We start from the raw sequence: 23,204 nt of genomic DNA, 5'->3' as shown, positions 1-23,204 counted from the left end.
CTGCTGAACGGTCACCTGGCGCTCATCTGGCGCTAGGCACCCAAGCGAGCTCCGCCGTCGAGCGCTTCCTGCAGCGAGGTCGCCGGAACGGTGCGAGGTCACCCGGAAACCTCCGGCGAACTCAGCGCTTTCCCGCGTTCTCGGAGTGGAGTTGGTTTCGTGAGCTCCGATCCCCTGCCGAGGACGCGAGAACACTGCCAGACCGCCGGTCAGCTCCAGCGGCCTGGACGCGTTCCGGCGAAGTCGACAACTCGACGGACATGGCCAAGCTCCGCCGTCGAGCGCTTCCGTGGCTTCCTTGCGCCGAGGACGCGGGAACAGTGCGAAATCGCCGGATAGCTCCAGCGGTCTGGACGCGTTCCGGCGAACTCGACGCGCCGCCCGTTAACGCACAAGGAGGGCCGGGAATCCCGGCCCTCCTTGTATACAGCGTGAGAATCTTACGCGTGGGCCTTGATGGCTGCAGCGAGGACCTCGAGGCCGTCGATGAGCAGCTCATCGCTGATCACGAGCGGCGGGAGCAGGCGGATCACGTTGCCGTAAGTGCCACAGGTCAGGATGATGACACCTTCCTGGAGGCAGGCAGCCGCAACGGCCTTGGTGAGCTCGGCGTTCGGTTCCTTCGAGCCAGGCTGTACGAGCTCGATGGCCAGCATTGCGCCACGGCCACGGACGTCGCCAACTACGGAAACTTCAGCCGCCAGTTCGCGGAGCTTGCCGAGGGCGAGCTCTTCGATGTGGCGGGCGCGGCCGTTGAGGTCGTGCTGTTCCATGGTGTCGATGGCAGCGAGGGCGGCTGCACAAGCAACCGGGTTGCCACCGTAGGTGCCGCCGAGGCCACCCGGGTGAACGGCGTCGAGCAGGTCGGCGCGGCCGGTGATCGCGGACAGCGGGAGGCCGCCGGCGATGCCCTTGGCCATGGTGATGATGTCCGGGACAACACCTTCGTGGTCAACGGCGAACCATTCGCCCGTGCGGCAGAAGCCGGACTGGACCTCGTCGGCGATGAAGACGATGCCCTTTTCCTTGGCCCATGCGGACAGTGCCGGGAGGAAACCTTCGGCCGGCACGATGAAGCCACCCTCGCCCTGGATGGGCTCGATGATGATTGCGGCAACCTGGTCGCCACCGATCTGCTTCTCGATCATGGTGATGGCGCGCTTGGCAGCCTCGGCACCGGTGATCTCCGGGTTCTCTTCACGGAACGGGTAGCTCATGGGCATGCGGTAGACCTCGGGCGCAAACGGGCCGAAGTTGGTCTTGTACGGCATGGCCTTGGCAGTCAGCGCCATGGTCAGGTTGGTGCGGCCGTGGTAGGCGTGGTCGAAGGCAACCACTGCGTCGCGGCCGGTAGCCAGGCGTGCAACCTTGACGGCGTTCTCCACGGCTTCAGCGCCGGAGTTGAACAGCACGGTGCGCTTGACGTGGTCGCCCGGGGTGAGGCGGTTGAGCTGCTCGGCCACAGCTACGTAACCCTCGTACGGGGTCACCATGAAGCAGGTGTGCGTGAAGTGCGCAGCAGCTTCCTGGACAGCGGCGACGACGGCGGGATCGGACGCGCCGACGCTGGTCACGGCGATGCCCGAGCCGAGGTCGATGAAGGAGTTGCCGTCGACGTCGCGGATGATGCCGCCGTCGGCGTCTTCAACATAAACGGGGACGCCGGAGGCGACACCGGCAGCAACGACGGCGGAGCGACGCTCGGCCAGCGCCTGCGACTTGGGGCCGGGGAAGGCGCCGTTGATGTTGCGCTTCTGCTCGATGCGGTACGAGAGTTCATTCGCGGTAGTGGTCATGGGGAATTGGCCTTTCTGGGAAGCTGTGGTGGGGGTACGGGTTACGCGAATGCGTTATGCATCTAATGCACTCATCACGTGCTTGATGCGCGTGTAGTCCTCAACGCCGTACATGGAGAGGTCCTTGCCGTAGCCGGACTGCTTGAAGCCGCCGTGGGGCATCTCTGCCGTCAGGAGGATGTGGGTGTTGATCCAGACCGCACCGAAGTCCAGGTCACGGCTCATGCGCATGGCCGTGCCGTGGTCAGTGGTCCAGACGCTGGACGCCAGGGCGTATTCGACGTCGTTGGCCAACTCGAGCGCTTCGGCTTCCGTGCTGAACTTCTGGACGGTGATGACCGGACCGAAGGTTTCCTTCTGCACGATGTCATCGGTCTGCTTGGCGCCGGTGATGATGGTGGGCTCGAAGAAGAAGCCCTTCTCGCCTGCGCGGTGGCCACCGGTTTCGATCTTGCAGTTGGCCGGGAGGTGCTCCACCACCGAAGTGACGGCGTTGAAGTGGTTCACGTTGTTCAGCGGGCCGAAGTAGTTCTCTTCGTCGTTCTGCGAACCAGTGTGCAGGGTCTTGGTGTGCTCCACCATTGCTGCCACAACATCATCGTGGACAGAGTCTTCCACCAGCACACGGGTGATGGCAGTGCAGTCCTGGCCCGCGTTGAAGAAGGCGAACTCGGCGATGGCCGCTGCGCTCTTCTTGATGTCGGCATCCTTGAAGACAATGGCCGGAGCCTTGCCGCCAAGTTCCAGGTGTGCACGCTTGAGGCCCTTGGCTGCGCCGCTGGCCACCGCGATGCCGGCGCGAACGGAACCGGTGATGGACACGAGGCCGGGCACCTTGTGGTCGACCATCATCGCGCCGGTTTCGCCGGTGCCGAGGACAACGTTGAGCACGCCGGCGGGGAAGATTTCACCGGCGAGGCGGGCCAGCACCAGAGTGGATTCCGGGGTGGTGTCCGAGGGCTTGAGGACAACGGTGTTGCCGGCTGCGAGGGCGGGGCCGATCTTCCAGATGGCCATCAGGAACGGGTAATTCCAAGGGGCAACCTGGGCAACGACGCCGATCGGTTCGCGGCGAACGTAGGAGGTGTGGCCCTCAAAGTATTCCCCGGCGGACTTGCCTTCCATGATGCGTGCCGCACCTGCGAAGAAGCGGAGCTGGTCTGCGCCGGCGGCAACTTCCTCGGAAGCGATCAGGGAACGCACCTGACCGGTGTTGCGGTGCTGGGCGTCAACGAGTTCTTCGCTGTTGGCCTCCACGGCGTCGGCGAGCTTGAGCAGCATGAGCTGGCGCTGGCCCGGCGTAACGTGCTTCCACGTCTTGAAGGCCTCGCTGGCTGCAGTCATGGCGGCGTCAACATCGGCCTGCACCGAAATCGGCGACTTGGCAACGATCTCCCCGTTGGTGGGGTTCACGATGTCCAGGAGACCCGTACCTGCCGGCGTAACGAATTCGCCGTTGATGAAGTTCTGCAAGGTTTGAACCACGGTGTGCAACCCTCTTTCGGTGTCTGGGGCATGGGTTTTAGCTGATCAGAGCCTATGCCAGCGGAGGGGTCCAAGGAATAGTCAGCTGCACACACCGGCATACCCTCCTTAGTGCGCTTGACCAGCGCCGGGTTACGCTTGTAACCATGGCAATGTCCCTCTCTTCGCTCGTCGCTGTCCCGTCATTGAAGCTCCGTAAAACAGGTAGCGCAGAGGCAACCTGGACCCAGGACATCAGTTGGGTGGCCGTAACCGAGCTGGAGGATCCACAGCGCTTCCTTAGCGGCGGGGAATTGGTCCTCACTACGGGCCTGCGCCTGAAGAGTGCCGCCGACCAGCGCCGATTCGTCCGGCAGGTCCAGCGGGCAGGTGCGGTGGGCATCGGCTTCGGCATCGGCCTCACCCACGAGTCCGTTCCGGAGGCGCTCATCGCCGAAGCCAACCGCTGGGGTTTGCCCCTGGTTGAAGTGCCCTACGAGATTCCCTTTATCGCGATCGGAAAGCTCGTCGCCGAGTCACATTCAGCTGACCACTACTCAAACCTGGAACGGCTTCTGGCCGGACACCAGATCCTGGCCCGGTCACTCCTCACTGGCGGCGGCTTGGGCGAGCTCCTGAAACAGTTGGGCAGCATGCTGCGCACTGATGTTGTGCTCACGCAGTTCAGCGCGCAGCTCTACAACAGCGTTCCCGGAAAACCGGCCCCGACGGCGGATGGCTGGGCTTCGTACCCGATCCCCACCGGCCGCAGGGATGCCTGCACGCTGTGGTTGCGCCAGCCGTTCGTGGACTCGGGGATCGTCAGCTACGCGCAGAACCTCATCAGCGTGGAGCTGAACAACATGGTCAAGCAGCGGCAGGCCCAGCGCGCCATGGCTGGACAGGTTCTGGACGACGTCATCCACGGGACCCTGGAAACCATAGAAGCTGCCCGCCGTTTGGCAGGCGTTGGAATCAACAGCACCCGGAAGAACGTGGTGCTCGTGGCGGAGTCCACGGCACACCATAAACAACTGGTGAACATCTCGCTGCCCCAGGCGCTGGAAGCCGGCGTCAGCGCCGTCGTCGGGAAGGATCTGGTCACCGTCATCACCGACGACGGCAGCTCCGCGACAGCCTTGGCCAAGAGCCTGAGCGATCACTTGCAGGAGGCCGGGATCCACGCCGTGATCGGAATCGGCGGCGCCTACACCAAGCCGAACGGCCTGCGCTGGAGCTACTTTGAAGCGCGCGACGCCGTAGCGCACGGCTTACCGGTCAACGAGCCCGAACGGCTGAGCCTCACATCCCTCCTGCTGGCGAGCGAGGATGTCCCCTTGGCCGACATGGCCAGCGAGTCGCTCACACCATTGAGGAAGTTCGATGCCGCCCACGGTGCTGAACTGGTAGCCACGCTGGAAAGCTACTTGAACCACAACGGGTCCGTCGCCGCCGTCGCCGAAGCCCTGACCCTGCACCGCAATACTGTGCGGTACCGACTGGCCCAGATCACCGAACTGACTGGCTATGACCCATCCCAAACGCAGGACCGGGTGCAGTTGTGGCTCGCTTTGGCGGTGCAGCGCTTGGGTTCGCGCAACCCGCGGTAGGGGGCCCCTCTGAAGTCCCTGGAGAGGTTCACCACAAAAGTGTAGACATTAGACGTCAAACGTCTAACCTTTAGATATGGCTGCGACGACCCCTCTTACCCCCACCACAGGAAACATCCCTACGATTGCCACTGCTTCGATGGCAACAAGCGCGAGCCAGGCCGTCCCTAAGACTCGTGTGGTCGCCGTCGTCGGAATCATCGCCGTGGTACTGATCGGGCTGAACCTGCGCGCCGGCATCACCAGCGCTGCGGCCCTGTTCCATGAGCTGCAGCAGGTGCTGGGCTACGGCGCGCTGGTGGCATCGATCCTGCCCTCGATTCCGCTGCTGTGCTTCGCGGTTGCGGGGATGGGGACCTCGTGGCTAACCCGCCGGGTGGGCGTGGAGAAGGCCATCGCGATTGCCTTGGCCTTGCTGGCCGGGGGTCTACTGGTTCGTGGCATACCGGCCACCGGTGCGCTCCTTGGCGGAACAGTCCTGGCGATGTCCGGACTTGCCGTGTGCAACGTGGCCATGCCGTCGTTCATCCGGGAGCACCACGCCGACCGGACCTCCATGATGACCGGCCTCTACACATTCACGATGTCCGGTGGCGCCACCTTCGCAGCGGCCGTCAGCGTTCCCTTGGCGCAGCAGCTTGGTTCGCCGTCGATGGGTCTTGCCGCTTGGGGAATCCTGGGCGTCGCAGCACTGCTGGGCTTCCTGCCAGTGGTCCTGCACTCGCACCGGAACTCCACCAGGACGGATCGTCCGCGCGTATCCATGTGGCCCCTCCTCCGCACTCGCCTGGGCATCCTGATCACGGCCATCTTCACCTTCCAGGCCTTCCTCGCCTACGCCGTGATGAGCTGGTTCGCCTACATCCTCACGTCCCAGGGCCTCAGCGCCTCCGAAAGCGGTCTGCAATTTGGCGTCATGCAGCTGGTCTCCGTGGCCGCAGGCATGATCCTGCTCGCCTTCGGCTCCAGGCCCGGAATGCTGCGGCCTGCCCTCTACCTCGCAAGCAGCTCCACGCTGGTTGCCATTGCCGCCATGGTCTGGCTGCCGACGTCGCTGGCAGTTGTGCCTGCTGTGCTGTTCGGCTTCGGGTTGGGCATCTTCCCGTTGGTCCTGGTAATCATCAGCCGCAGCGGACGGTCGACAGCGGAAACCACCGCGCTCTCCACGATCGCCCAATCGCTGGGATACTTGATTGCGGCAATTGGCCCCTTTGGCATGGGGCTGCTCCACAGCGCAACGGGCGGCTGGGCGCTGCCAATGAGCCTGCTCTCCATCGTGGCGGTGGCGCTCATGGTTACCTGCCACATGCTCACGAGCAAGCGCACTGCTACCAAGACCGGACCGAGGACAGCATGACCCTGACCCCTTCGCATCGCCCGGCCCTCGCCGAGGAGATCACTGCAAAGCTGCGGGACATGATCAAATCAGGCGAATGGCCGCTCCAGGAGCGCATCCCGGCAGAGCCTGAACTCATGGCAACCCTGGGCGTTTCCCGGGGAACCCTCCGCGAGGCCATCAAGGCATTGGCGCACTCGGGCATGCTCGAAGTCCGCCGCGGTGACGGCACATACGTGCGGGCCAACAGCGAAATGTCCGGCGCGGCACAGCGTATGTACTTGGAGCACACCCAGGAACACATCGTGGAAGTGCGGCTCGGCCTGGACACCCAGGCGGCCCGCCTCGCCACCAAGCACGCCACAGCCGAAGACTTGGCCGAGATGCGCCGCCTCCTGGCTCTGCGCCATGACGCCTGGCAGTCCGAGGACTACCCCACGTGGGCGCGCGCCGATTGGGAATTCCACGAACGCGTTGCCTTGGCATCAGGAAACCCGCTGCTACATCAGCTCTACGTCTCCTTTGGCGGGGTCTTCCACAACGACCTCCTCCGCCAGCAGCGCAAGGGCGGCTTCAACGGCATCCCCCGCGAAGGCCACGACGAACTGGTGGACGCGTTGGAAGCACACGATCCCGACGCCGCTGTCCAGAGCGTTTACCGGAACCTGGATTTCTGCGCAGACAAGACCCCTCGTTAATCCGTTGCCAGCCCGCTGATCCGTTGTTGCCCAGCGACGAGATAGCGGGCCTGCAACGGATCACCGGGCCTGCTATGACACAGTCTCGATTCCCACCCCGGCAGCGTCCCTGAACTTCGCGTTGATCAGCACCACCTCGCGCCCGGCCCGGTCCAGGAGACTCGCTGCGACACTCGCCCGGTATCCCGTGGCACAGTGCACCCAGAGCCTGGCGTCCGGCAGCTCAGTGATCCTGCCAAGCAACTCATAGACGGGAACGTTGAGCGCTCCCTTGACGTGCGACGCCTTGTATTCCTCGGGGCGGCGAACATCCAGCACCACGTCCTCAGGCTCCCGGTCTTTGAGGAGTACAGCCCAATCCCCGTGCTCGTAGCTCGCCCTTGGATGGTCAGGTGCCAGCGCACCAACGTTCAGGACCGTGGCATCAGGCCCGACGGCGGCATCCGGACCATCGATGCCAATCCTCGCCAAATCGCGGATCGCCTTCTCCACCTCATCCAACGGGCCCAGCAAGGTAAGGGGTTGGTTCCACGGGATCACCCAGCCGAGGTAGCTGGTGAAGTTATCGCCCCGCCCGTACTCGAAGCTCACGCTGCCTTGGAGATGGCTGTCCGCGAAAGCCACTCTGTGCCGCAGATCCACCACCCACTCCCCCGCTCCCAAGCGACGGCTCAGCTCTGCGGCGTCCACGGAATCAGGCACCTGCAAGTTCGCTACACCGGGCCCGGCCGCGTTGAGGGGGCTCATGTGTGCGTAGTAGGCCGGATAGGCTGTGATGTTCTCCAACAGCTCGGCCACAAAATGGTCCTCGTTGGGATCAGTCAGGGCATGGTTGGCGGCGGCTTGCTGGCCAATGGTTGAGGCGTTCACCTTGCTGGAGGGCCCCACGGAGCAAAAGGAACCGAAGCCGTGTGTTGGATAAAGCGCTGCGCCCGGCGATGCCGAGGAAACAAGGCGCCGGACGGAAGAGTACTGATCGTGGGCCAACTTTGCAGTGTCATCAGGAGACACCAGGTCCGTCCTCCCGACTGAACCATAGAGCAAGCTGCCGCCGGAAAACACAGCCTCAGTGCCGCCGTCGTGCGCGTCCTCCCGCACCACGTACGAGAGGTGAGTGTGCGTGTGGCCAGGCGTGGCAACCACCGTCACAGTGAGCCGGCCGACGTGAAGCACCTGTCCGTCAGAGACGGGCACGCGACTGAATTCAACATGGTCATCGGCATTGACCAGGTAAGCGGCACCATGCGCCTCGGCGAGCAGCAGACCGCCAGTGACGTAGTCGTTGTGAAGATGGGTTTCGGCCACATGGGTGATCCGGACGTCGGCTTCCCTCGCTGCCGCCTCTATCCGATCGGTGTCCCGCTGGGGGTCGATCACCAAGCCCACGCTGCCGTCATGCACCAGGTAGCTCCGGTCCCCCAACTGGGGCGTTTCAATGACGACGACGTCCATACCTCAGGTTAAAGCAACGCGGGGTCACTTACAGCCCATCCGAAGACCCGGAATGGGCTGTAAGTGACCCCGCGTTGGTTTAGACCTGGGCGGAGACCCCGTCGCGGGAGATGTTGACCATGTCCTCGCGCGGCACAACCTTGATGCGCTCACGCGTAACCTCAACACCGTGGGAGCCGCCGGCCTCGGTGGCTGCTGCACCGAGCGCGAGCTCGTGGGCGTCCAGAGCCAGCCAGCCTTCCCAGCTGGTGAACTGCACGCCGCGGGAGTCGAGCAGATCCACGACGGCGTCTGCCGCAGGAACCTCGGCGAACGGCAGGTTTTCGCGGTCCTCCAAGAGGTACGTAACGGTCTCGAGGGCGTCGCCCTTGGTGTGGCCGATCAGGCCCACGGGACCACGCTTGATCCACCCGGTCGCGTAGAGACCCGGCACGTGCTGGCCGTCGGCGTCCAGGACGCGGCCGCCGTCGTTCGTCACGACGCCCTTCTTGTGGTCGAACTCGACATCCGGCAGGGCCGAACCGAAGTAGCCGATAGCGCGGTAAACGGCCTGGACCGGGTAGTCGACGAACTCGCCGGTGCCGCGGGCGTTGCCCGTGCCATCCAGCTCGGTGCGCTCGAACTTGATGCCGGCAACCTTGCCCGGAGTTTCCGGGGAGTCAACGATCTCAACCGGGCTGTGCAGGAAGTGCAGGTGCAGGCGACGGGAGGCCTTGAGCTCGGAGAGGTCCTCGGGCTGCTCGGCGATCCAGTTGGTGAGCGTGCCAACCATGGTCTTGGTCTGGTTGTTGGTCTGGACCTGGCGGTCGGACTCTTCGTCGAATTCGAAGTCCTCGGCGTAGAGGATGATGTCTACGTCCTTGGAGTGCGAGAGTTCGCGGAGTTCGAGCGGGGTGAACTTCACCTGCGCCGGGCCACGGCGGCCGAAGACGTGAACATCCGTGACCGGGGAATTCTTCAGGCCAGCGTAGACGTTGTCCGGGATTTCGGTAACCAGGAGGTCGTCAGCGTGCTTGGAGAGGACGCGGGCGACGTCAAGGGCCACGTTGCCGTTGCCGAGGACGGCGATTTCCTTTGCGTCCAACGGCCATTCGCGGGAAACGTCAGGGTGTCCGTCGTACCAGGAGACGAAGTCGGCGCCGCCGAAGGAACCCTCAAGCTCGATGCCCGGGATGTTCAGGTCCGCATCCTTGATAGCGCCGGTTGCGAAGATGACGGCGTCGTAGTGCTTGCGGAGATCCTCGATGGAGATGTCCGTGCCGTAGTCAACGTTGCCGAAGAAGCGGATGTCGCCGCGGTCCAGGACCTTGTGCAGGGCGTTGACGATGCCCTTGATGCGCGGGTGGTCCGGGGCGACGCCGTAACGGATGAGGCCGTACGGTGCCGGGTAGCGGTCAAAGAGGTCGATGCTGACGTTGAGTTCGCCGCTCTTGACGGCTTCGCTCTTGGTCAGGATGTCTGCTGCGTACACGCCGGCAGGGCCGGAGCCGATGACGGCGACGCGAAGCGGACGGTCCGCAGAACCTACGGGGGTGCTAATTGACACGGCTGTGTTCCTTCTTCTTCTCAGTCCTCCCAACTAAGTAGCAGCTGTGCGCGTTTTGAGGGCTCAAAACGCGCTTAAGTGCGACCTAGTTGGGTAAGGGGGCTTAGTTGGTGCGGACGCGGGGACGGTTGGGGGAAATCGTGCTGTAATCAGCGGTCTTGAAATGCTGTGGGGCGAAGGGGCTGACACGGACAACATCGCCGATCACTATGACCGCGGGATTGGCCACGCCGACGGCCTCAGCCTGGTCCGCGATGGTTCCCAACGTGCCGATAGTGACGCGCTGGTCCGGCAAATACCCGTTCTCAACGATACCCACTGGAGTGTCCAAAGGCAGACCCGAGCCAGCAAGGGCAGCCGCGGAATCGCGCAATTGCGCCACTCCCATGAGCAACACCACAGTGTGATCCGGCCGGGCCGGCACTTCGGAAAGCTCTTCGTGACCGGTCACGACGCTGAAACCCTTGGCCAGTCCGCGATGCGTAACGGGAATACCTGCAGCGGCAGGAACCGAAATGGCCGACGTCACACCGGACACCACTTCAACTTCGACGCCGTTCTGCCGGCAGAACTCTGCTTCCTCGCCACCGCGGCCCAGGACATAGGGGTCGCCGCCTTTGAGGCGGACCACGCGGTTGCCCTTGAGGGCTTCGTCAACGAGGATGCGGTTGATCTCAAGCTGCGGTACGGGATGGTGGCCCGGCGTCTTGCCGACCTCGATCACGCGGACGTCCGGAGCCAGTTCCTTGAGCAGCTCACGAGGGCCAAGACGGTCAGCAACCACGACGTCGGCCTGGCCCAGCAAGCGTCGACCCCGGACTGTAATGAGCCCCGAGTCGCCAGGGCCGCCGCCAACGAGCGCAACAGAACCGGCAGGCGCTTTGCCGGCAGCGTCCGGCTTGCGGTGACGACGGAGCGGCAGGTCCCCCGCTTCCAGGGCAGTGGCAACAGCATCGCGGAGCGCCATGGCGCGGCGTGGGTCTCCCCCTGCATTGATGGCGATCTTGACGTCATCCACCACGGCCACTGCGGGCGTCCAGGCAGCTGAGGATTCGTGGTCCGAGGCGTTGACGCACCAGATGCGCTGCGCTTCGGCGTCGGCTGCTACCTGGGTGTCCACAGCGGCAGTGCCCGTGGCGGTCTGAACGAACCAGACGCCGTCGAGGTCTGACGTGCGGTACTCGCGCGGCTCCCAGGTGAGGAGTCCGGCATCGGCGAGTCCGCGGAGGTTTTCGGAGGCAACGGGAGCGACCACGGTAACTTTCGCACCGGCGTCGAGCAGTCCCTTGGCACGGCGCTCCGCGACGGGCCCGCCGCCCACAACCAGCACCGGGCGGCCAAGCAGCCGCAGCGCCGTGGGGTAAATGTCCTGTATTGCCATGAAAAAACTGTAGGGCGGCGCCGTAACATGCTTCAAAGGCTCGGAAACACCCGGTAACGCTGGGTAATCCAGCGTCACATACGCTTCATCCCTTGTTTCCTTGGGCAAACGTCAGGAAACGCGTGCCGTTAAAAACCCATGCCTCTAGAAAACAGACCAGCCCGTGCGCGTCGTGAATTCGTCCAAGGCAGCCACACCTGCCACCGAATTGCCGGACCGCCCAAGGCCCGGGCTCCAGACACTGATGGCGCATTTGTTGGGAACCACTGCGACGATCCCGCCCCCAACACCGCTCTTTCCAGGCAAGCCCACGCGATATGCGAATTCACCGGCGGCGTCGTAAGTCCCGCAAGTGAGCATGACGGCATTGATCCGCTTGGTCTGGGCTGGGGACAGCAACCGCGTGCCGTCCGCTCCTACGCCGTTCGCGGCCAGGAACCGGGTTGCGAGCGCCAGGTCTTCACACGTCATGGCCAGGGCGCACTGCTCCACATAGGACTCGAGGACGGCTTCCACGGGGTTCTCCAGGTTGCCGCAGCTGGCCAGGAAGTGGGCAAGAGAGGCATTGCGGTGGCTGTTGCGGAGTTCTGACGCCGCCACATAATGGTCCGCGGCCACAGTGGAGTTGCCGGTTTCGCGGCGCATCAGGTCGCGGACAGCCAGGGCTGCGCTTCCCGTGACGCTGAGGAGCCGGTCGCTGACGACGATCGCGCCGGCGTTGATGAAGGGGTTCCGGGGAATCCCGTCCTCGCTCTCCAACTGGATCAACGAGTTGAATGGGTTGCCCGAAGGTTCACGGAAGACACGCTTCCAGATGCCATCGCCGTCGAAGGCCAACACCAAGGCGAGCGCGAACACCTTGGAAATGCTTTGGATGGAGAAGGGCACGTGCGCGTCCCCTGAGGAGTAGACGTCACCGTCCCGGGTTGCGATGGAGATGCCGAACTGGTGGGGGTCTACTGCTCCCAGCTGCGGAATGTAGTCGGCAACGTTGCCTTGCCCGACGTGCGGCTGTACTGCCCCGACGATGTCGTCGAGGAGATTCTGGATGTCCAAGGTTCTAGCTCCTGGCCTCTGCGTAGGTCCACAGTCTTATCTGGAGGTGGGCAAGCAATCGTTCGTCCGCGGACTGCAGGTCCAGGCCAGCCTCTTCGCAGGCGCGTCGGAGCCGGTAGTGGACGGTGTTGCGGTGGATGGCCAGTTCCTCCGCGCAGCGGTTCACATCGCCAAAGAATTCGAGGTACGTGAGCAGCGTCAAAGCGAACTCCGGGTATCGGTCGCAGAGCTTCGCTATGCCTTGGTGCCGTAGCCCTTTCCGTGTTTCCAGCAGATCCAGCAACTCGTTGGTGAGGACCGTGGTTTCCACATCCCGGTAGGACGCAACACGGATCGACGGAGTGCTCTGCAGCACTTTGAGGACGCTGCGGACGTGGTCGAGCGTGGCATACAGGGCGTCCAGCCGCGGAACAATCGGGCCCACGGCTGCTTGGACCTGGAAGTGCAGGTGCGTGGTGGCGTCCCGCACAATCGTGTTGACCAGCCGGTTCATGGCGGGCAGGGACTTCACGGGGTCCAGGTCCGGCAGGATGATCGCTGTTTCCGTGCCCAGGGCTCCCACCACTGCTCCCGGACGGTAGGCCGCCGCGTGGATGGATGCGAGATTGGAGAGCTCACCCCTGCGGAGCTGTTGCCCCGGGGCGCTCTGGTCCAGCCCGCCCGCCGAAATCAGCACCAAAGCAGCGGGTTTGGAGGGGTCGATGCCCGCCGACTGGGCCTGCGAGTGAACTTGTGCCGTACCGCTGAGGAGACTGGACACGCGGTCTTCGCGCATCGATTGGGATTGCTGGTTCCTGTGGCGCACCAATTCAATGGCGGCATGCCGGGCAGCACCGATCATCAGCCTGTCAGTGTTCGGCGCCAACGGCTCGGCACCTTCCTGCAGCCAGATGTAGCCCATCACCCGGCTTCCCGCGTGGATGCCAATGGCCACGCGTTCCCGAAGGCCAGCATCAGGGTTGGCCTCCACATGGACGGGTTCCTCGGTTGCCTGAAGATGCTTGTAGACGCCCGATTCCTTAAGGAGTTTCTGGTACCGCTCCGGTCCGCGCCGCGCAAGGATGGACAGGCGACGGAGCTCATCAACATCGTTGGATGCCGGGGAGTAGGCGAGGACCCTGTTTCCTGGATCTTCGATGACCACGTGGCCGTTGGTCAGGGTTGCGGTTGTTTGGGCGATGGCGAACAAGTCCCTGTGCACCGTGGTGGGGTTCCCCCCGGATACACCGCGTTCCCGGATACGGTCCACGGCGACGCTTTCGAACTTGTCCCAGCGAAGGCCGGGGGCCACTGCCACCAATCCGATACCGGTGGATTGCAGCAGTTCCGCCACGGCTTCGAGTTCACGTTCGTTGCCCTTGACTGCCACAGCGGTGGGCCGGCCGCTGATGATCCGGCGGATTGCCGGCAGCGCCACACGTCCACGGGCGCCGATGAGCATCACCAAGGACCCAGGACGGGTGGCATCCTCATCTTCTGCATCCACAATGACGGTTTCACGAACCGTCATGTTGTCCGTGTCCGGAGCAAGCAACAACCGTGCGTTGTCCACGCCCAGGTCTTCAAGTACGTCGCTCAGCAAGGTGACGACGCCGTCGTCGTCAATGTCCAGGGCCTTCAACGAAGCTATCGCTTCCTCTCGTATTCAATTCGGGTCAACCGGACGTCCTTCGCCATTGAAGAAGTCCTGCCCATGCTCCTGCGCAATCGCGCACAGCCAGAAACATTACCGGGCCTTCAGGACACCAGTGTTGTCCAGCTGGCACAAGAGCCGGGCCCTGAATTTGGTTCGCCAGCCAATTTGCGGGATTCGCCTGAGATCTAGAGTTATTGACTGTCCCCAACGCCGCAAACGCTGTGCGTCGCGCCAGCGCACGCAGCACGTCTGTGCCATTTGGGACTGTTGAGCTGCCGACGGCGGCGCCGGAGTCAAAGGAGACCCCCAAGTGATACCCACGTCAGTTTCAGCGCATTCTGCTGCGCCCGACCGGTCCGATGAGGCCGGCCCCCTGCTTGTTTCCCAGGAGCCAGGCCAGGATTTCTCAACGGAAGAATCGGGCTACCGGAAGACCCTCAAGCCCCGCCAGATCCAGATGATCGCCATTGGCGGCGCGATCGGTACGGGGCTGTTCATGGGAGCCGGCGGCCGCCTCAATGGTTCAGGCCCGGCCTTGGTCCTGGTCTATGCGGTGTGCGGATTCTTTGCTTTCCTCATCCTGCGCGCATTGGGTGAGCTTGTTCTCTACCGCCCCGCCTCAGGCTCGTTCGTTTCCTATGCCCGTGAGTTTTACGGCGAGAAGATGGCCTACACGGCTGGTTGGTTGTACTTCCTGAACTGGGCAATGACCTCAATCGTGGATGTGACCGCTGTGGCCCTGTACGTGAAGTTTTGGGGCCAGTTCTGGCAACCCATTAACGACGTCCCCCAGTGGCTCATTGCCCTGATCGCACTTGTGGTGGTGCTGGCATTGAACCTGTTGTCCGTGAAGATCTTCGGTGAGATGGAGTTCTGGTTCGCCCTCATCAAGGTGGGCGCGCTGGTGGCCTTCCTCGTCGTCGGAATCTGCTTCATTGTCCTTGGTGGCCGGACGGATGTGGGCGTTCCCGGCCTGAACGTCATTGCCGAAAACGGCGGCCTTTTCCCCACGGGAGCGGTGGCACCGCTCCTGGCGATCAGCGGCGTCGTCTTCGCGTACGCTGCTGTTGAGCTGGTGGGCACCGCCGCCGGCGAAACCGCCAACCCGCACAAGGTCATGCCCAAAGCCGTCAACACGGTGGTCCTCCGTATCGGCATTTTCTACGTCGGCTCCGTCCTGTTGCTTTCGCTTCTGCTGCCCTTCACGTCCTACAAGTCCGGTGAATCGCCGTTCGTGACCTTTTTCTCGCACCTTGGCGATCCCCAGGCCGGCGCGATCTCGGCCTCCGTGATGAACTTCGTGGTTCTGACCGCCGCCCTCTCCAGCCTCAACGCTGGCTTGTACTCCACCGGCCGGATCCTGCGTTCCATGGCAATCAAGGGCTCAGCTCCCCGCTTTACCGCCCGCATCAGCGCTTCCGGTGTCCCTTACGGCGGCATCCTTCTGACTGCCGTCGTCACCTTGATGGGCGTGGGCCTGAATGCCATCGTTCCGTCGCAGGTCTTTGAAATCGTGCTCGAGGTCTCCGCGCTGGGCATCATCGGCGGTTGGGCCACCATCATGCTCTGCCACATCAAGTTGCAGGCTTGGGTGCGCAGCGGCAAAGTAGCCAGGCCCGCATTCCGACTCTTCGGCGCCCCTTTTACTTCCTATCTCACCCTCGGATTCCTGGCCTTTGTCCTGGTCACCATGGGCTTCTCGGAGACGGGCCGATGGGTGCTCGCTTCCCTGCTGGTACTGGCGCCGCTGCTGGTGGCCGGCTGGTATGCCCACCGTGGCCGAATCCGTAATGAGCAGTCCGCTTTGAACCCGCCCTCAGTTTGAAAGAGAAAACACGTCACATGAGCACCCTCTCCCCCCTTCCAAAAATTGGCACGCCCAGCCGCGCCTGGAGGTCGCGCGCCGATGCTTGGGAGTTCCTGGGATATGCCATCAAGCAGCTGGCCTTGGACCGTCAGTCCGGATCGTCCGACTCGGGTTTGCACTCCCAGATCAGCCGGACTTTTGCCCTCTTGGACGCCGTGGAGCCCTACTGGGCAGAACCGGGCGTTGCCGCTGTGGCACAGTTGCGCCAATTAGTCGACGACGGCGACCCCCACGCCGCGCTCGAGCTTCTGGCCGGTTTGGCGCACCTTCCATTGGCTTCCGGAGCGGAGCAAGGTTCAGTTTCCGGGCTCGTCCAGGAGTCGCTGGAGGACGAGGCTGCACAAGCCGAGCAGGCTGAACGTCCGCGCTTCGAGGTTCTGGTGGTGGACAACATCACGCCCCAGGAAGCGGAGGCGCTGAAGAACAACATGGCAGCCCAGCGGCGCCCATCGGATGCTTTCACCTACGAAATCAATGTGGTTCCCAGCTACGAAGACGCGCTGGTCGCCGTCCTGCTTAATCCAGATATCCAGGCCGTGATCCTTCGCCCGGGCTTTTCCGTTCGCAGCTCCCAGCTGCTGGGCAGCGACCTCCGCCGGTTCCTGGCTGGGCACACTCCCGAAGGCCTCCAGGCCTTGCGGCCCGTCAAACGGATCCTGGGTCTGGCCGAGGAGATATCCGGTCTCAGGCCCGAGTTGGATGTCTATCTGGTGGCGGGCGTCTCCATCGAGTCCCTGGCCGGATCACTGACCAGGAAGTTCCGCAGGATTTTCCGCAGGCAGGATCACCTGGACCTGCACTTGTCCGTTTTGTCCGGGGTTGCAGAACGATACGAAGCTCCGTTCTTCACCGCCCTGCAGGATTACAGCCGCCGGCCTGCAAGCGTCTTCCACGCGCTGCCCATTTCGCGTGGTGGATCCGTAGGGAACTCCCCTTGGATCCGGGACATGGCCGATTTTTACGGGACCAACCTACTGTTGGCAGAAACGTCGGCAACTTCCGGCGGCCTCGATTCCCTGCTGGACCCGCATGGATCCATCAAGCAGGCGCAGGACCTCGCTGCCCGGGCCTTCGGAGCGCAGAGAACATACTTCGTTACCAATGGCACGTCCACGGCCAACAAGATCGTTCATCAGTCACTCTTGGCACCTGGTGACGTCGTGCTGGTTGACCGGAACTGCCACAAGTCCCACCACTACGCCTTCGTGCTCGCCGGTGCCCGCGTTTCATATCTGGATGCCTACCCCCTGGACAAATACGCCTTCTATGGCGCTGTGCCCTTGGCGAGTTTGAAGCGCAGGCTGCTTGAGTACCGGCGGGCCGGACGGCTGCACGAAGTCAAAATGGTGACGCTGACCAACTGCACTTTTGATGGAATCGTTTACGACGTCGAGCGTGTCATGGAGGAATGCCTGGCCATCAAACCGGACCTCGTTTTCCTCTGGGATGAGGCATGGTTTGCTTTCGCCCGCTCCCACCCCATCTACCGGCGTCGAACGGCAATGGCTTCAGCAGCCGCACTGGAAGCCTCCTTCAGCAGCCCTGCCTACGCGGCCCGGTACGCCGAGCAAGCAGCGGCCCTGCATGACCCCGTAACCGGTGAACCCCTTGATGACGAGGCATGGCTGAACAGGCGGCTGATTCCCAACCCTGCCAAGGCGCGCATCAGGGTTTACGCTACCCAGTCAACACATAAGACCCTGACGTCCTTGCGCCAAGGTTCGATGATCCATGTGTACGACCAAGACTTCATGGCGTCCAACCAGGAGTCCTTCCGCGAGGCGTACATGACCCACACCTCCACCTCACCCAACTACCAAATCCTGGCTTCCCTGGACATTGGCCGGCGACAGGTGGAGTTGGAGGGTTTTGGTTTGGTCCAGAAGCAGTCCGACCTCGCCGTCTCGGTGGCACAAGCAGTCGCACGGCATCCCCTGCTGAAGAAATACTTCCGGGTGTTGACCTCACGGGACCTTATTGAGCCCCAATACCGCGAAACCCGCGCCGCCATGCCGCTGCGGGAGGGGTTGGCGGAACTTGAGGACGCCTGGCAGCGCGATGAGTTCGTTATTGATCCCAGCCGCCTCACGCTGGACATCAGCAGGACAGGAATCGACGGCGACACGTTCCGCCACAGCTACCTCATGGACGATCACGGAATCCAAGTGAACAAGACGTCCCGGAACACTGTGTTGTTCATGACCAACATCGGTACCTCGCGAAGTTCCGTGGCGTACTTGATCGAGGTCCTGGTCAAACTCGCCGAGGGATTCGAAAACCCCCACCCCTCGTCGCGACCCCGGACAGTGCCCGTGCTTTCGCCTGCATCGCCGCAGGCCGGAGGATCAGCGGTGATTGCGCAGACACCACCGCTCCCGGACTTCAGCACGTTCGCGGCGCGGTTCCGTGTGGACGACGCCTGCGAAGACGGCGACATCCGCGCGGCCTACTTCGAAAGCTACAAGCCCGAATCCACGGCCTACTTGTCCGCCGAAGAATTGGCCCTTGCGGTTCGGGCCGGGCAGGAAGTCATTTCCGCTGGCTTCGTCACGCCGTACCCGCCCGGCTTCCCCATCCTTGTCCCAGGCCAGGTCATCACGCGGCAAACTTTGGAGTTCATGGCTGCTTTGGACACCCGCGAGATCCATGGCTTCGATCACGAACGTGGCTACCGGGTCTTCGTGGATGGGTCTGCGGTTTCGGGGTCCGGTTCCTCGGAAGCTGGTGTTACGGAGACTGCCGTTGAAGCGGCGGGCATCGGGCGGTTGCCCGCCGCTTCGTAGGGCGTAACTCAGGCGTTTTGTCGGGACTCAGGTGTTTGGCGGACCCAACCAAAAGCAGGTGCGATGTACTTCGCGACGTTCCCCAGGAGCTTCGCGTTGTACTCCACCCCCAGTTGGTTGGGCACCGTCAGCAGGACGGTATCGGCAGCTTGGACGGCTGCATCGGCTGCGAGTTCTTCCGCCAAGGCGTCCGGCTCTCCGATGTAGCTCTTCCCGAAACGGGACAACGCGCCGTCGAGAATTCCTACCTGGTCCTGCCGGTCCGCTTGGGCGCGCAGGCCGAAGTAGCGGTTGTCCACCTCATCGACGATCGGCAGGATGCTGCGGCTGACTGAAACGCGCGGCTCGAAATCGTGACCCGCGGCTGCCCAGGCTTCGCGGAACATCTGGATCTGCTCGGCCTGCAGTTGGTCGAACGGGACACCCGTGTCTTCGGTCAGGAGGGTTGAACTCATCAGGTTCATGCCCTGCTCAGCGGCCCAAACTGCAGTCTTGCGGGTGCCGGCACCCCACCAGATCCTCTGTGGAAGGCCTGGGGAGAGCGGTTGGATGGGCAGAAGTCCGGTGGCTCCGCCCGCATAGTGGGGATCGGCCTGGGCCACACCGTGCCCGGCAATGGCCTTGCGGAAGAGCGCCGTGTGACGCCGCGCCATGTCCCCGGTGTCCTCGCCTTCATCCGGGACGTAGCCGAAGTTGGCGGCACCATTCAGGGCAGGCTCGGGTGAACCGCGGCTCACGCCGAGCTGAAGCCGGCCGTCGCTGATCAGATCCGTTGCGGCAGCTTCCTCCGCCATGTAAAGCGGGTTCTCGTAGCGTCTTAGTAAGCTATTCCCATGAAGACTGTTAGCCAACCAAGAGCCGTGCTGTACCTACGTCTTTCGGCCGTTGTCGACGACTCGACCTCCATCGACCGGCAGGATCGCGACCTCCGCGCCCACGCCGAGCGCCAAGGCTGGACCGTCTCCGGCATCCTGGTCGACGAGGGCATTTCCGGCCGCAAGGCCCGAGCTAATGCGACTGAAGCCGTCCGGCTGATCGCCGACGACGAGGCCGACGTCCTGGCCGTGTGGAAGCTCGACCGCTTCACGCGCCAAGGCTGGGACGGCCTCGGCGAGCTCTCCCGAGCCCTGGACGCCCGCAAGGCTGCCAACAACCCGGCGCTTTTCGTCGCTCTCCAAGACGGTCTGACCTCCGATCAATCGGCCTTCCGGCTGATCGCTGGTGTTCTGTCCGAAGTGGCCCGTTCCGAGGCCGACAACGCCGCCGCTCGCCTAAAGAACTCGATCGCCTACCGGAAGACGGTCACGAACAAATATGCCGGGGGCGCCGCGATCCCGTTCGGCTATCGTTCCGTCCCGGCGCCTGACGGCGTCGGCCGCGTCCTGATCCACGACGAGGAGGAGGCCGCACTCGTCCGCGAGGTCACCGGCCGAATCCTGGACGGCGCCGAGACACTCAGCAGGATCGCCGCCGACCTCCAGGCTCGCGAGATCCCGACGTCAAAGAGCCCCGCTCGTCGCGCTCTCCGCGCCGGTGAACCTGCCGACGGCCTCGACCGTGGCATCTGGCGAACCTCGACGATCCGCTCCCTCTTCACGTCAGATCTCCTCCTCGGCCGCGTCACTCACGCTGGCGACCTGATCCGAGACGCCGACGGCCTCCCGGCCTCCATCTGGCCACCCCTCCTGGATCTGGCGACCCTGGAAGCCCTTCGCGCCCGCATCGGCTACCCGCTCCAAGGCTCCCCCGACGCCCGCCCAGTGAACCGACGAGCGGCCCGACTTCTATCCGGCATTGCCTTTTGCGCCGTCTGCGGCTCGAAAATGTACGTTACGAGCTCCAGCGGTAAACCGATCTACGCCTGTCGGGCCTCCTGGAATAACGAGCCCTGCCCGAGCCCGAAGATCCACGCCGTTGCCCTGGAGGACCTCGTCAGCCAGCGCTTCCTCGCTTTCGCCGGACGCTGGCCGGAGTTTGAAACGATCGAGAGCTCCGACTCAACATCGACCGAGGCATCCTTGAAAGAGATCGAGGGCGCTCTCCGAGAGGCTACGGCCGCCATGCTAGACGACGGCTCAGACGTTGCCGCCCTGGCGGCCCGTATCGGCACGCTGAAGGCCCGACGGGACGAGCTCCGGGCCTTACCGGCGACCAAGACCGCGACGAACGTAAGGACCGGCCGGACTCTGGGCGAAGCGTGGGACTCCGCCGTGGAAGACGCCGCGAAGCGGAAGATTCTCGCTGTGGGCCTGGACTCCGTCATGGTGGCGCCGACGACGAACCGGCGAGCGCCGATCGACCCGGATCGAGTCTCTTTCAACTGGCTTTCGTAGCAAGGAGCTCCCATGACTGAACAGCCGAACCACGCACGCGACCGCATTTACGGCAGCGCCGAACCAATGGAACTCACCTACAAGCCCGATGTCGCCGACTTTCGGCGCTGGCTTCTGACCGACGCCGAGAGGACCGTTCGCGCCGAGGAGGAGCGTCTCGCGTCAGGCGATGAAGGTATCGACCGCGTGTAAACGCTCTGAAGGCCCTTGCCGTTACCGGCAGGGGCCTTTTTCGTGCGCCGAGGTGGCCGGTGACGGCGCCGAAGAGGGTCAACTGACAGGCGTCATGGCGGAACTATGACGAAATGACGGTTCTTTCGTCATTCTCTATCTCCCCTTAAAGACTCTCTCTGTTAAAGCCCTAATAGGAAATGACGTTTCTTCCGTCATTTCGTCATGGTTCCGTCATTGGCCCTTCCCGGCGACGCCCGCCACCGGCCACCGACCCTCCCTGGCGAAACTTTTCAGAAAAGTTCCCTCTCCGGTGAGCAGAAACAGCCTCCCTGGCTCTCTCTATGGATAGGGACACGACTCCCCCTCGTGGCTCGTCGGGGATACAGAGCAGCCACTCAGACAGGCGTCGAGCCTCCCCGGCATGTTTCCACCGGGTGAGCGCTCGCCCGTCGCCATGCTCCTAGCCGGTTCGCCGAAATCGACCGGCCTTTTTCTGCCACAAAACCGTGACATTGCCATTTACGACCGACCCGCCGAGAGGAGCGACTCCATGCTCTGCCCAGTCTGCAAGAAACAGCCCCTCACAGGCCGCCGCGAAACATGCTCCGAGCGATGCCGCCAGCGGCGTTCCCGCGCGGACCGAGCCAGCCGCGTCGCCCGAGCGCGCGAGATCCTCACCCAGCAGAGCGCCGCACTCGCTAGCGGCGCCGACCCGGTGCTGATCGCCCAGCTTTCCCGCGACGCCCGCCGCCTACTCGGCGGGTAAGCCCCCGCCCCGGAAAAGCCGGCTCGCCTCCAACCCGCCTAGAGGCTAGCCCGAGCTACTCCCAACCGTCACCAACCTCACCCCGGCGTAGTCCCCGCGTCGGTAACCCTACGAAAGGAACACCCTTGACCATTTCCCAATCCGAATTGTCTGGCTTCATCAACGTCTACGAAGGCGTGGCAGTCATTGGGCACGGCAAACAGCCCAACGCAGACCAGAGAGCGCTTATCCCTGGCGCCGATGAAGCTTTCGCGGCTTTCGAAGCTCAGAACTCCGCAGCTATCCCGCTCCGTGCCGAACGCAAGAAGCTCAGCCAAGAGCTCACCAAACTTCGCCGAGCCAAGCACCCGGCTCATGAGTACGACCAGAACCTTGACGATGAGCTCACTCGACGACGGGCGCAAATCGACCTCGAATTGAGGCGAAACGCCTTGGCGGCCAGGAAGCTCGGCACGGATTACCTCGATATCGTCTGGAATATTCCGAAGCCTGATGAAACCCGCCGCCGCGCAGCGAAAGCCGCACTCGAAGCCCACGAGGCCACACTTGCCGCCCACGCAGCGCTAGAGGCAGCTCTTACTAAGCGGGACAGTCTCTACGCCAGCGCGGGCCACCCCTCAGCTCACGAGTTCCACCGGCACACTCAGCGTCACGCCCACAACGACGGCCGTATCAGTCAGGTCCGGTACTACCTGTCCAAACTGGTCTCTGACTTCCCCACGGAAGCCGTGAAGACCGTGGCAGAGGGCGGCGAAGTCCCAACCGCCGAACAGATCGAAGCGATGGCACGTGAGAGCATCCGAGCCAATGAACAGCGCACTATAGCCGCCGCGCGTGAGCGCGGACGCCGCCAGGAAATTATCGACCACAACTCTTCGAACTAACACAACACACTCGCATCATCGGCGAGTCTCGAACTCCGCACGGTGTCGAACTTGTTCATCCGATATCGACTCTTGATGCGCTTCTCAGCACTGCATCTCTCACCCCCACAGAAAACCCCAATGGAAAGTGATCATGGAACGCTACAACATCACAGAAATCGTCAAGGCCGCCAAGCGCAGAACCAAGCTCCCCGAGAACTTCAACGACCTCGACGAAATGACCAAGGAACGCATCCGGCGCCAAGCACAGGCCGATGACATGACACCCGAAGCCCTATACGAAGTGATCAAGACCCAGCGTGCCAGCGACCTCAACCCTCACGGCAACGGCTTCGACCCGGACGCGATCGCCAAGGCAGCACTCGCCCGATAAACGCTGGCGGCGCCAGACCCCAGACAACCACCGAAAGGCACCGGGAACA

Annotated in this window: 16 protein-coding genes and 1 pseudogene; 9 read left to right on the top strand and 8 right to left on the bottom strand. The window is 63.3% G+C overall.

Annotated features, from left to right (window positions below; all coding sequences use genetic code 11):
- Window positions 1-440 precede the first annotated feature (440 nt).
- Window positions 441-1,796 (bottom strand): 4-aminobutyrate--2-oxoglutarate transaminase, encoded by a 1,356-nt coding sequence (gene gabT / locus ACFX4T_RS02285; RefSeq protein ID WP_377650663.1) that lies wholly within the window; start codon window positions 1,794-1,796, stop codon window positions 441-443.
- Between the two features lie 54 nt (window positions 1,797-1,850).
- Window positions 1,851-3,281: a gamma-aminobutyraldehyde dehydrogenase gene (locus tag ACFX4T_RS02280; RefSeq protein ID WP_223946637.1), complete on the bottom strand. Its 1,431-nt coding sequence runs from the start codon at window positions 3,279-3,281 to the stop codon at window positions 1,851-1,853.
- Window positions 3,282-3,427: 146 nt separating this feature from the next.
- On the opposite strand from ACFX4T_RS02280, the gene ACFX4T_RS02275 reads away from it, so the two are divergent.
- From ACFX4T_RS02275 to ACFX4T_RS02265, 3 genes are all read left to right on the top strand, one after another.
- The gene (locus ACFX4T_RS02275) at window positions 3,428-4,870 is read left to right on the top strand and encodes a PucR family transcriptional regulator (RefSeq protein WP_216927352.1); all 1,443 of its coding nucleotides are present in this window, start codon (window positions 3,428-3,430) and stop codon (window positions 4,868-4,870) included.
- A 76-nt stretch (window positions 4,871-4,946) separates the two neighbouring features.
- Window positions 4,947-6,227, top strand: a complete 1,281-nt coding sequence (locus tag ACFX4T_RS02270; protein WP_377650662.1) for an MFS transporter — start codon at window positions 4,947-4,949, stop codon at window positions 6,225-6,227.
- Complete coding sequence (locus ACFX4T_RS02265; protein WP_223946639.1) at window positions 6,224-6,904, top strand: FadR/GntR family transcriptional regulator; 681 nt, start codon at window positions 6,224-6,226, stop codon at window positions 6,902-6,904. Before ACFX4T_RS02270 ends, ACFX4T_RS02265 begins: the two co-directional genes overlap by 4 nt.
- Before the next feature lie 72 nt (window positions 6,905-6,976).
- Here ACFX4T_RS02265 and ACFX4T_RS02260 read toward each other — a convergent pair whose 3' ends face one another.
- From ACFX4T_RS02260 to ACFX4T_RS02240, 5 genes are all read right to left on the bottom strand, one after another.
- Window positions 6,977-8,356, bottom strand: coding sequence for a rhodanese-like domain-containing protein (locus tag ACFX4T_RS02260; protein ID WP_377650661.1), 1,380 nt, complete (start codon window positions 8,354-8,356; stop codon window positions 6,977-6,979).
- A gap of 79 nt (window positions 8,357-8,435) precedes the next feature.
- Window positions 8,436-9,902, bottom strand: coding sequence for an FAD-dependent oxidoreductase (locus ACFX4T_RS02255; RefSeq protein ID WP_223946641.1), 1,467 nt, complete (start codon window positions 9,900-9,902; stop codon window positions 8,436-8,438).
- 103 nt (window positions 9,903-10,005) lie between these two features.
- Entirely contained in the window at window positions 10,006-11,283 is a 1,278-nt protein-coding gene (gene cobA, locus ACFX4T_RS02250; protein WP_377650660.1) for a uroporphyrinogen-III C-methyltransferase, read from the bottom strand.
- A 144-nt stretch (window positions 11,284-11,427) separates the two neighbouring features.
- Window positions 11,428-12,339, bottom strand: a complete 912-nt coding sequence (locus ACFX4T_RS02245; RefSeq protein WP_216927365.1) for a glutaminase — start codon at window positions 12,337-12,339, stop codon at window positions 11,428-11,430.
- Between the two features lie 4 nt (window positions 12,340-12,343).
- Window positions 12,344-13,960, bottom strand: coding sequence for a PucR family transcriptional regulator (locus ACFX4T_RS02240; protein ID WP_377650659.1), 1,617 nt, complete (start codon window positions 13,958-13,960; stop codon window positions 12,344-12,346).
- 388 nt (window positions 13,961-14,348) lie between these two features.
- Between ACFX4T_RS02240 and ACFX4T_RS02235 the strand changes: the two genes are divergently transcribed.
- Both ACFX4T_RS02235 and ACFX4T_RS02230 read left to right on the top strand, forming a co-directional pair.
- Window positions 14,349-15,800, top strand: a complete 1,452-nt coding sequence (locus ACFX4T_RS02235) for an amino acid permease (RefSeq protein ID WP_377650814.1) — start codon at window positions 14,349-14,351, stop codon at window positions 15,798-15,800.
- Window positions 15,801-15,817: 17 nt separating this feature from the next.
- Window positions 15,818-18,625: an aminotransferase class I/II-fold pyridoxal phosphate-dependent enzyme gene (locus tag ACFX4T_RS02230; protein ID WP_377650658.1), complete on the top strand. Its 2,808-nt coding sequence runs from the start codon at window positions 15,818-15,820 to the stop codon at window positions 18,623-18,625.
- An 8-nt stretch (window positions 18,626-18,633) separates the two neighbouring features.
- Here the strand turns inward: ACFX4T_RS02230 and ACFX4T_RS02225 are convergent.
- Window positions 18,634-19,440 (bottom strand): annotated as a pseudogene (locus ACFX4T_RS02225) (LLM class flavin-dependent oxidoreductase); the annotation flags it as partial.
- A gap of 18 nt (window positions 19,441-19,458) precedes the next feature.
- Between ACFX4T_RS02225 and ACFX4T_RS02220 the strand changes: the two are divergent.
- From ACFX4T_RS02220 to ACFX4T_RS02205, 4 genes are all read left to right on the top strand, one after another.
- A complete protein-coding gene (locus ACFX4T_RS02220) occupies window positions 19,459-20,958 on the top strand; it encodes a recombinase family protein (protein WP_377650657.1) in 1,500 nt (499 codons plus the stop codon).
- Window positions 20,959-20,970: 12 nt separating this feature from the next.
- The gene (locus ACFX4T_RS02215) at window positions 20,971-21,150 is read left to right on the top strand and encodes a hypothetical protein (protein ID WP_377650656.1); all 180 of its coding nucleotides are present in this window, start codon (window positions 20,971-20,973) and stop codon (window positions 21,148-21,150) included.
- A gap of 873 nt (window positions 21,151-22,023) precedes the next feature.
- The gene (locus tag ACFX4T_RS02210; RefSeq protein ID WP_377650655.1) at window positions 22,024-22,782 is read left to right on the top strand and encodes a hypothetical protein; all 759 of its coding nucleotides are present in this window, start codon (window positions 22,024-22,026) and stop codon (window positions 22,780-22,782) included.
- A 133-nt stretch (window positions 22,783-22,915) separates the two neighbouring features.
- Window positions 22,916-23,155 (top strand): hypothetical protein, encoded by a 240-nt coding sequence (locus ACFX4T_RS02205; RefSeq protein ID WP_377650654.1) that lies wholly within the window; start codon window positions 22,916-22,918, stop codon window positions 23,153-23,155.
- Window positions 23,156-23,204: the final 49 nt, after the last annotated feature.

Origin of the sequence: Paenarthrobacter sp. YIM B13468 (assembly GCF_042788025.1) — a bacterium.
Taxonomy (GTDB): domain Bacteria; phylum Actinomycetota; class Actinomycetes; order Actinomycetales; family Micrococcaceae; genus Arthrobacter; species Arthrobacter aromaticivorans.
The sequence above is the reverse complement of the archived record's forward strand: the minus strand, read 5'-3'. Positions and strand labels throughout refer to the sequence as shown.

Coding starts and splice junctions, on each gene's coding strand:
- cobA (WP_377650660.1), bottom strand. CDS start 11,283: ATGGCAATACAGGACATTTACCCCACGGCGCTGCGGCTGCTTGGCCGC.
- ACFX4T_RS02215 (WP_377650656.1), top strand. CDS start 20,971: ATGACTGAACAGCCGAACCACGCACGCGACCGCATTTACGGCAGCGCC.
- ACFX4T_RS02270 (WP_377650662.1), top strand. CDS start 4,947: ATGGCTGCGACGACCCCTCTTACCCCCACCACAGGAAACATCCCTACG.
- ACFX4T_RS02260 (WP_377650661.1), bottom strand. CDS start 8,356: ATGGACGTCGTCGTCATTGAAACGCCCCAGTTGGGGGACCGGAGCTAC.
- ACFX4T_RS02265 (WP_223946639.1), top strand. CDS start 6,224: ATGACCCTGACCCCTTCGCATCGCCCGGCCCTCGCCGAGGAGATCACT.
- gabT (WP_377650663.1), bottom strand. CDS start 1,796: ATGACCACTACCGCGAATGAACTCTCGTACCGCATCGAGCAGAAGCGC.
- ACFX4T_RS02230 (WP_377650658.1), top strand. CDS start 15,818: ATGAGCACCCTCTCCCCCCTTCCAAAAATTGGCACGCCCAGCCGCGCC.
- ACFX4T_RS02275 (WP_216927352.1), top strand. CDS start 3,428: ATGGCAATGTCCCTCTCTTCGCTCGTCGCTGTCCCGTCATTGAAGCTC.
- ACFX4T_RS02205 (WP_377650654.1), top strand. CDS start 22,916: ATGGAACGCTACAACATCACAGAAATCGTCAAGGCCGCCAAGCGCAGA.
- ACFX4T_RS02220 (WP_377650657.1), top strand. CDS start 19,459: ATGAAGACTGTTAGCCAACCAAGAGCCGTGCTGTACCTACGTCTTTCG.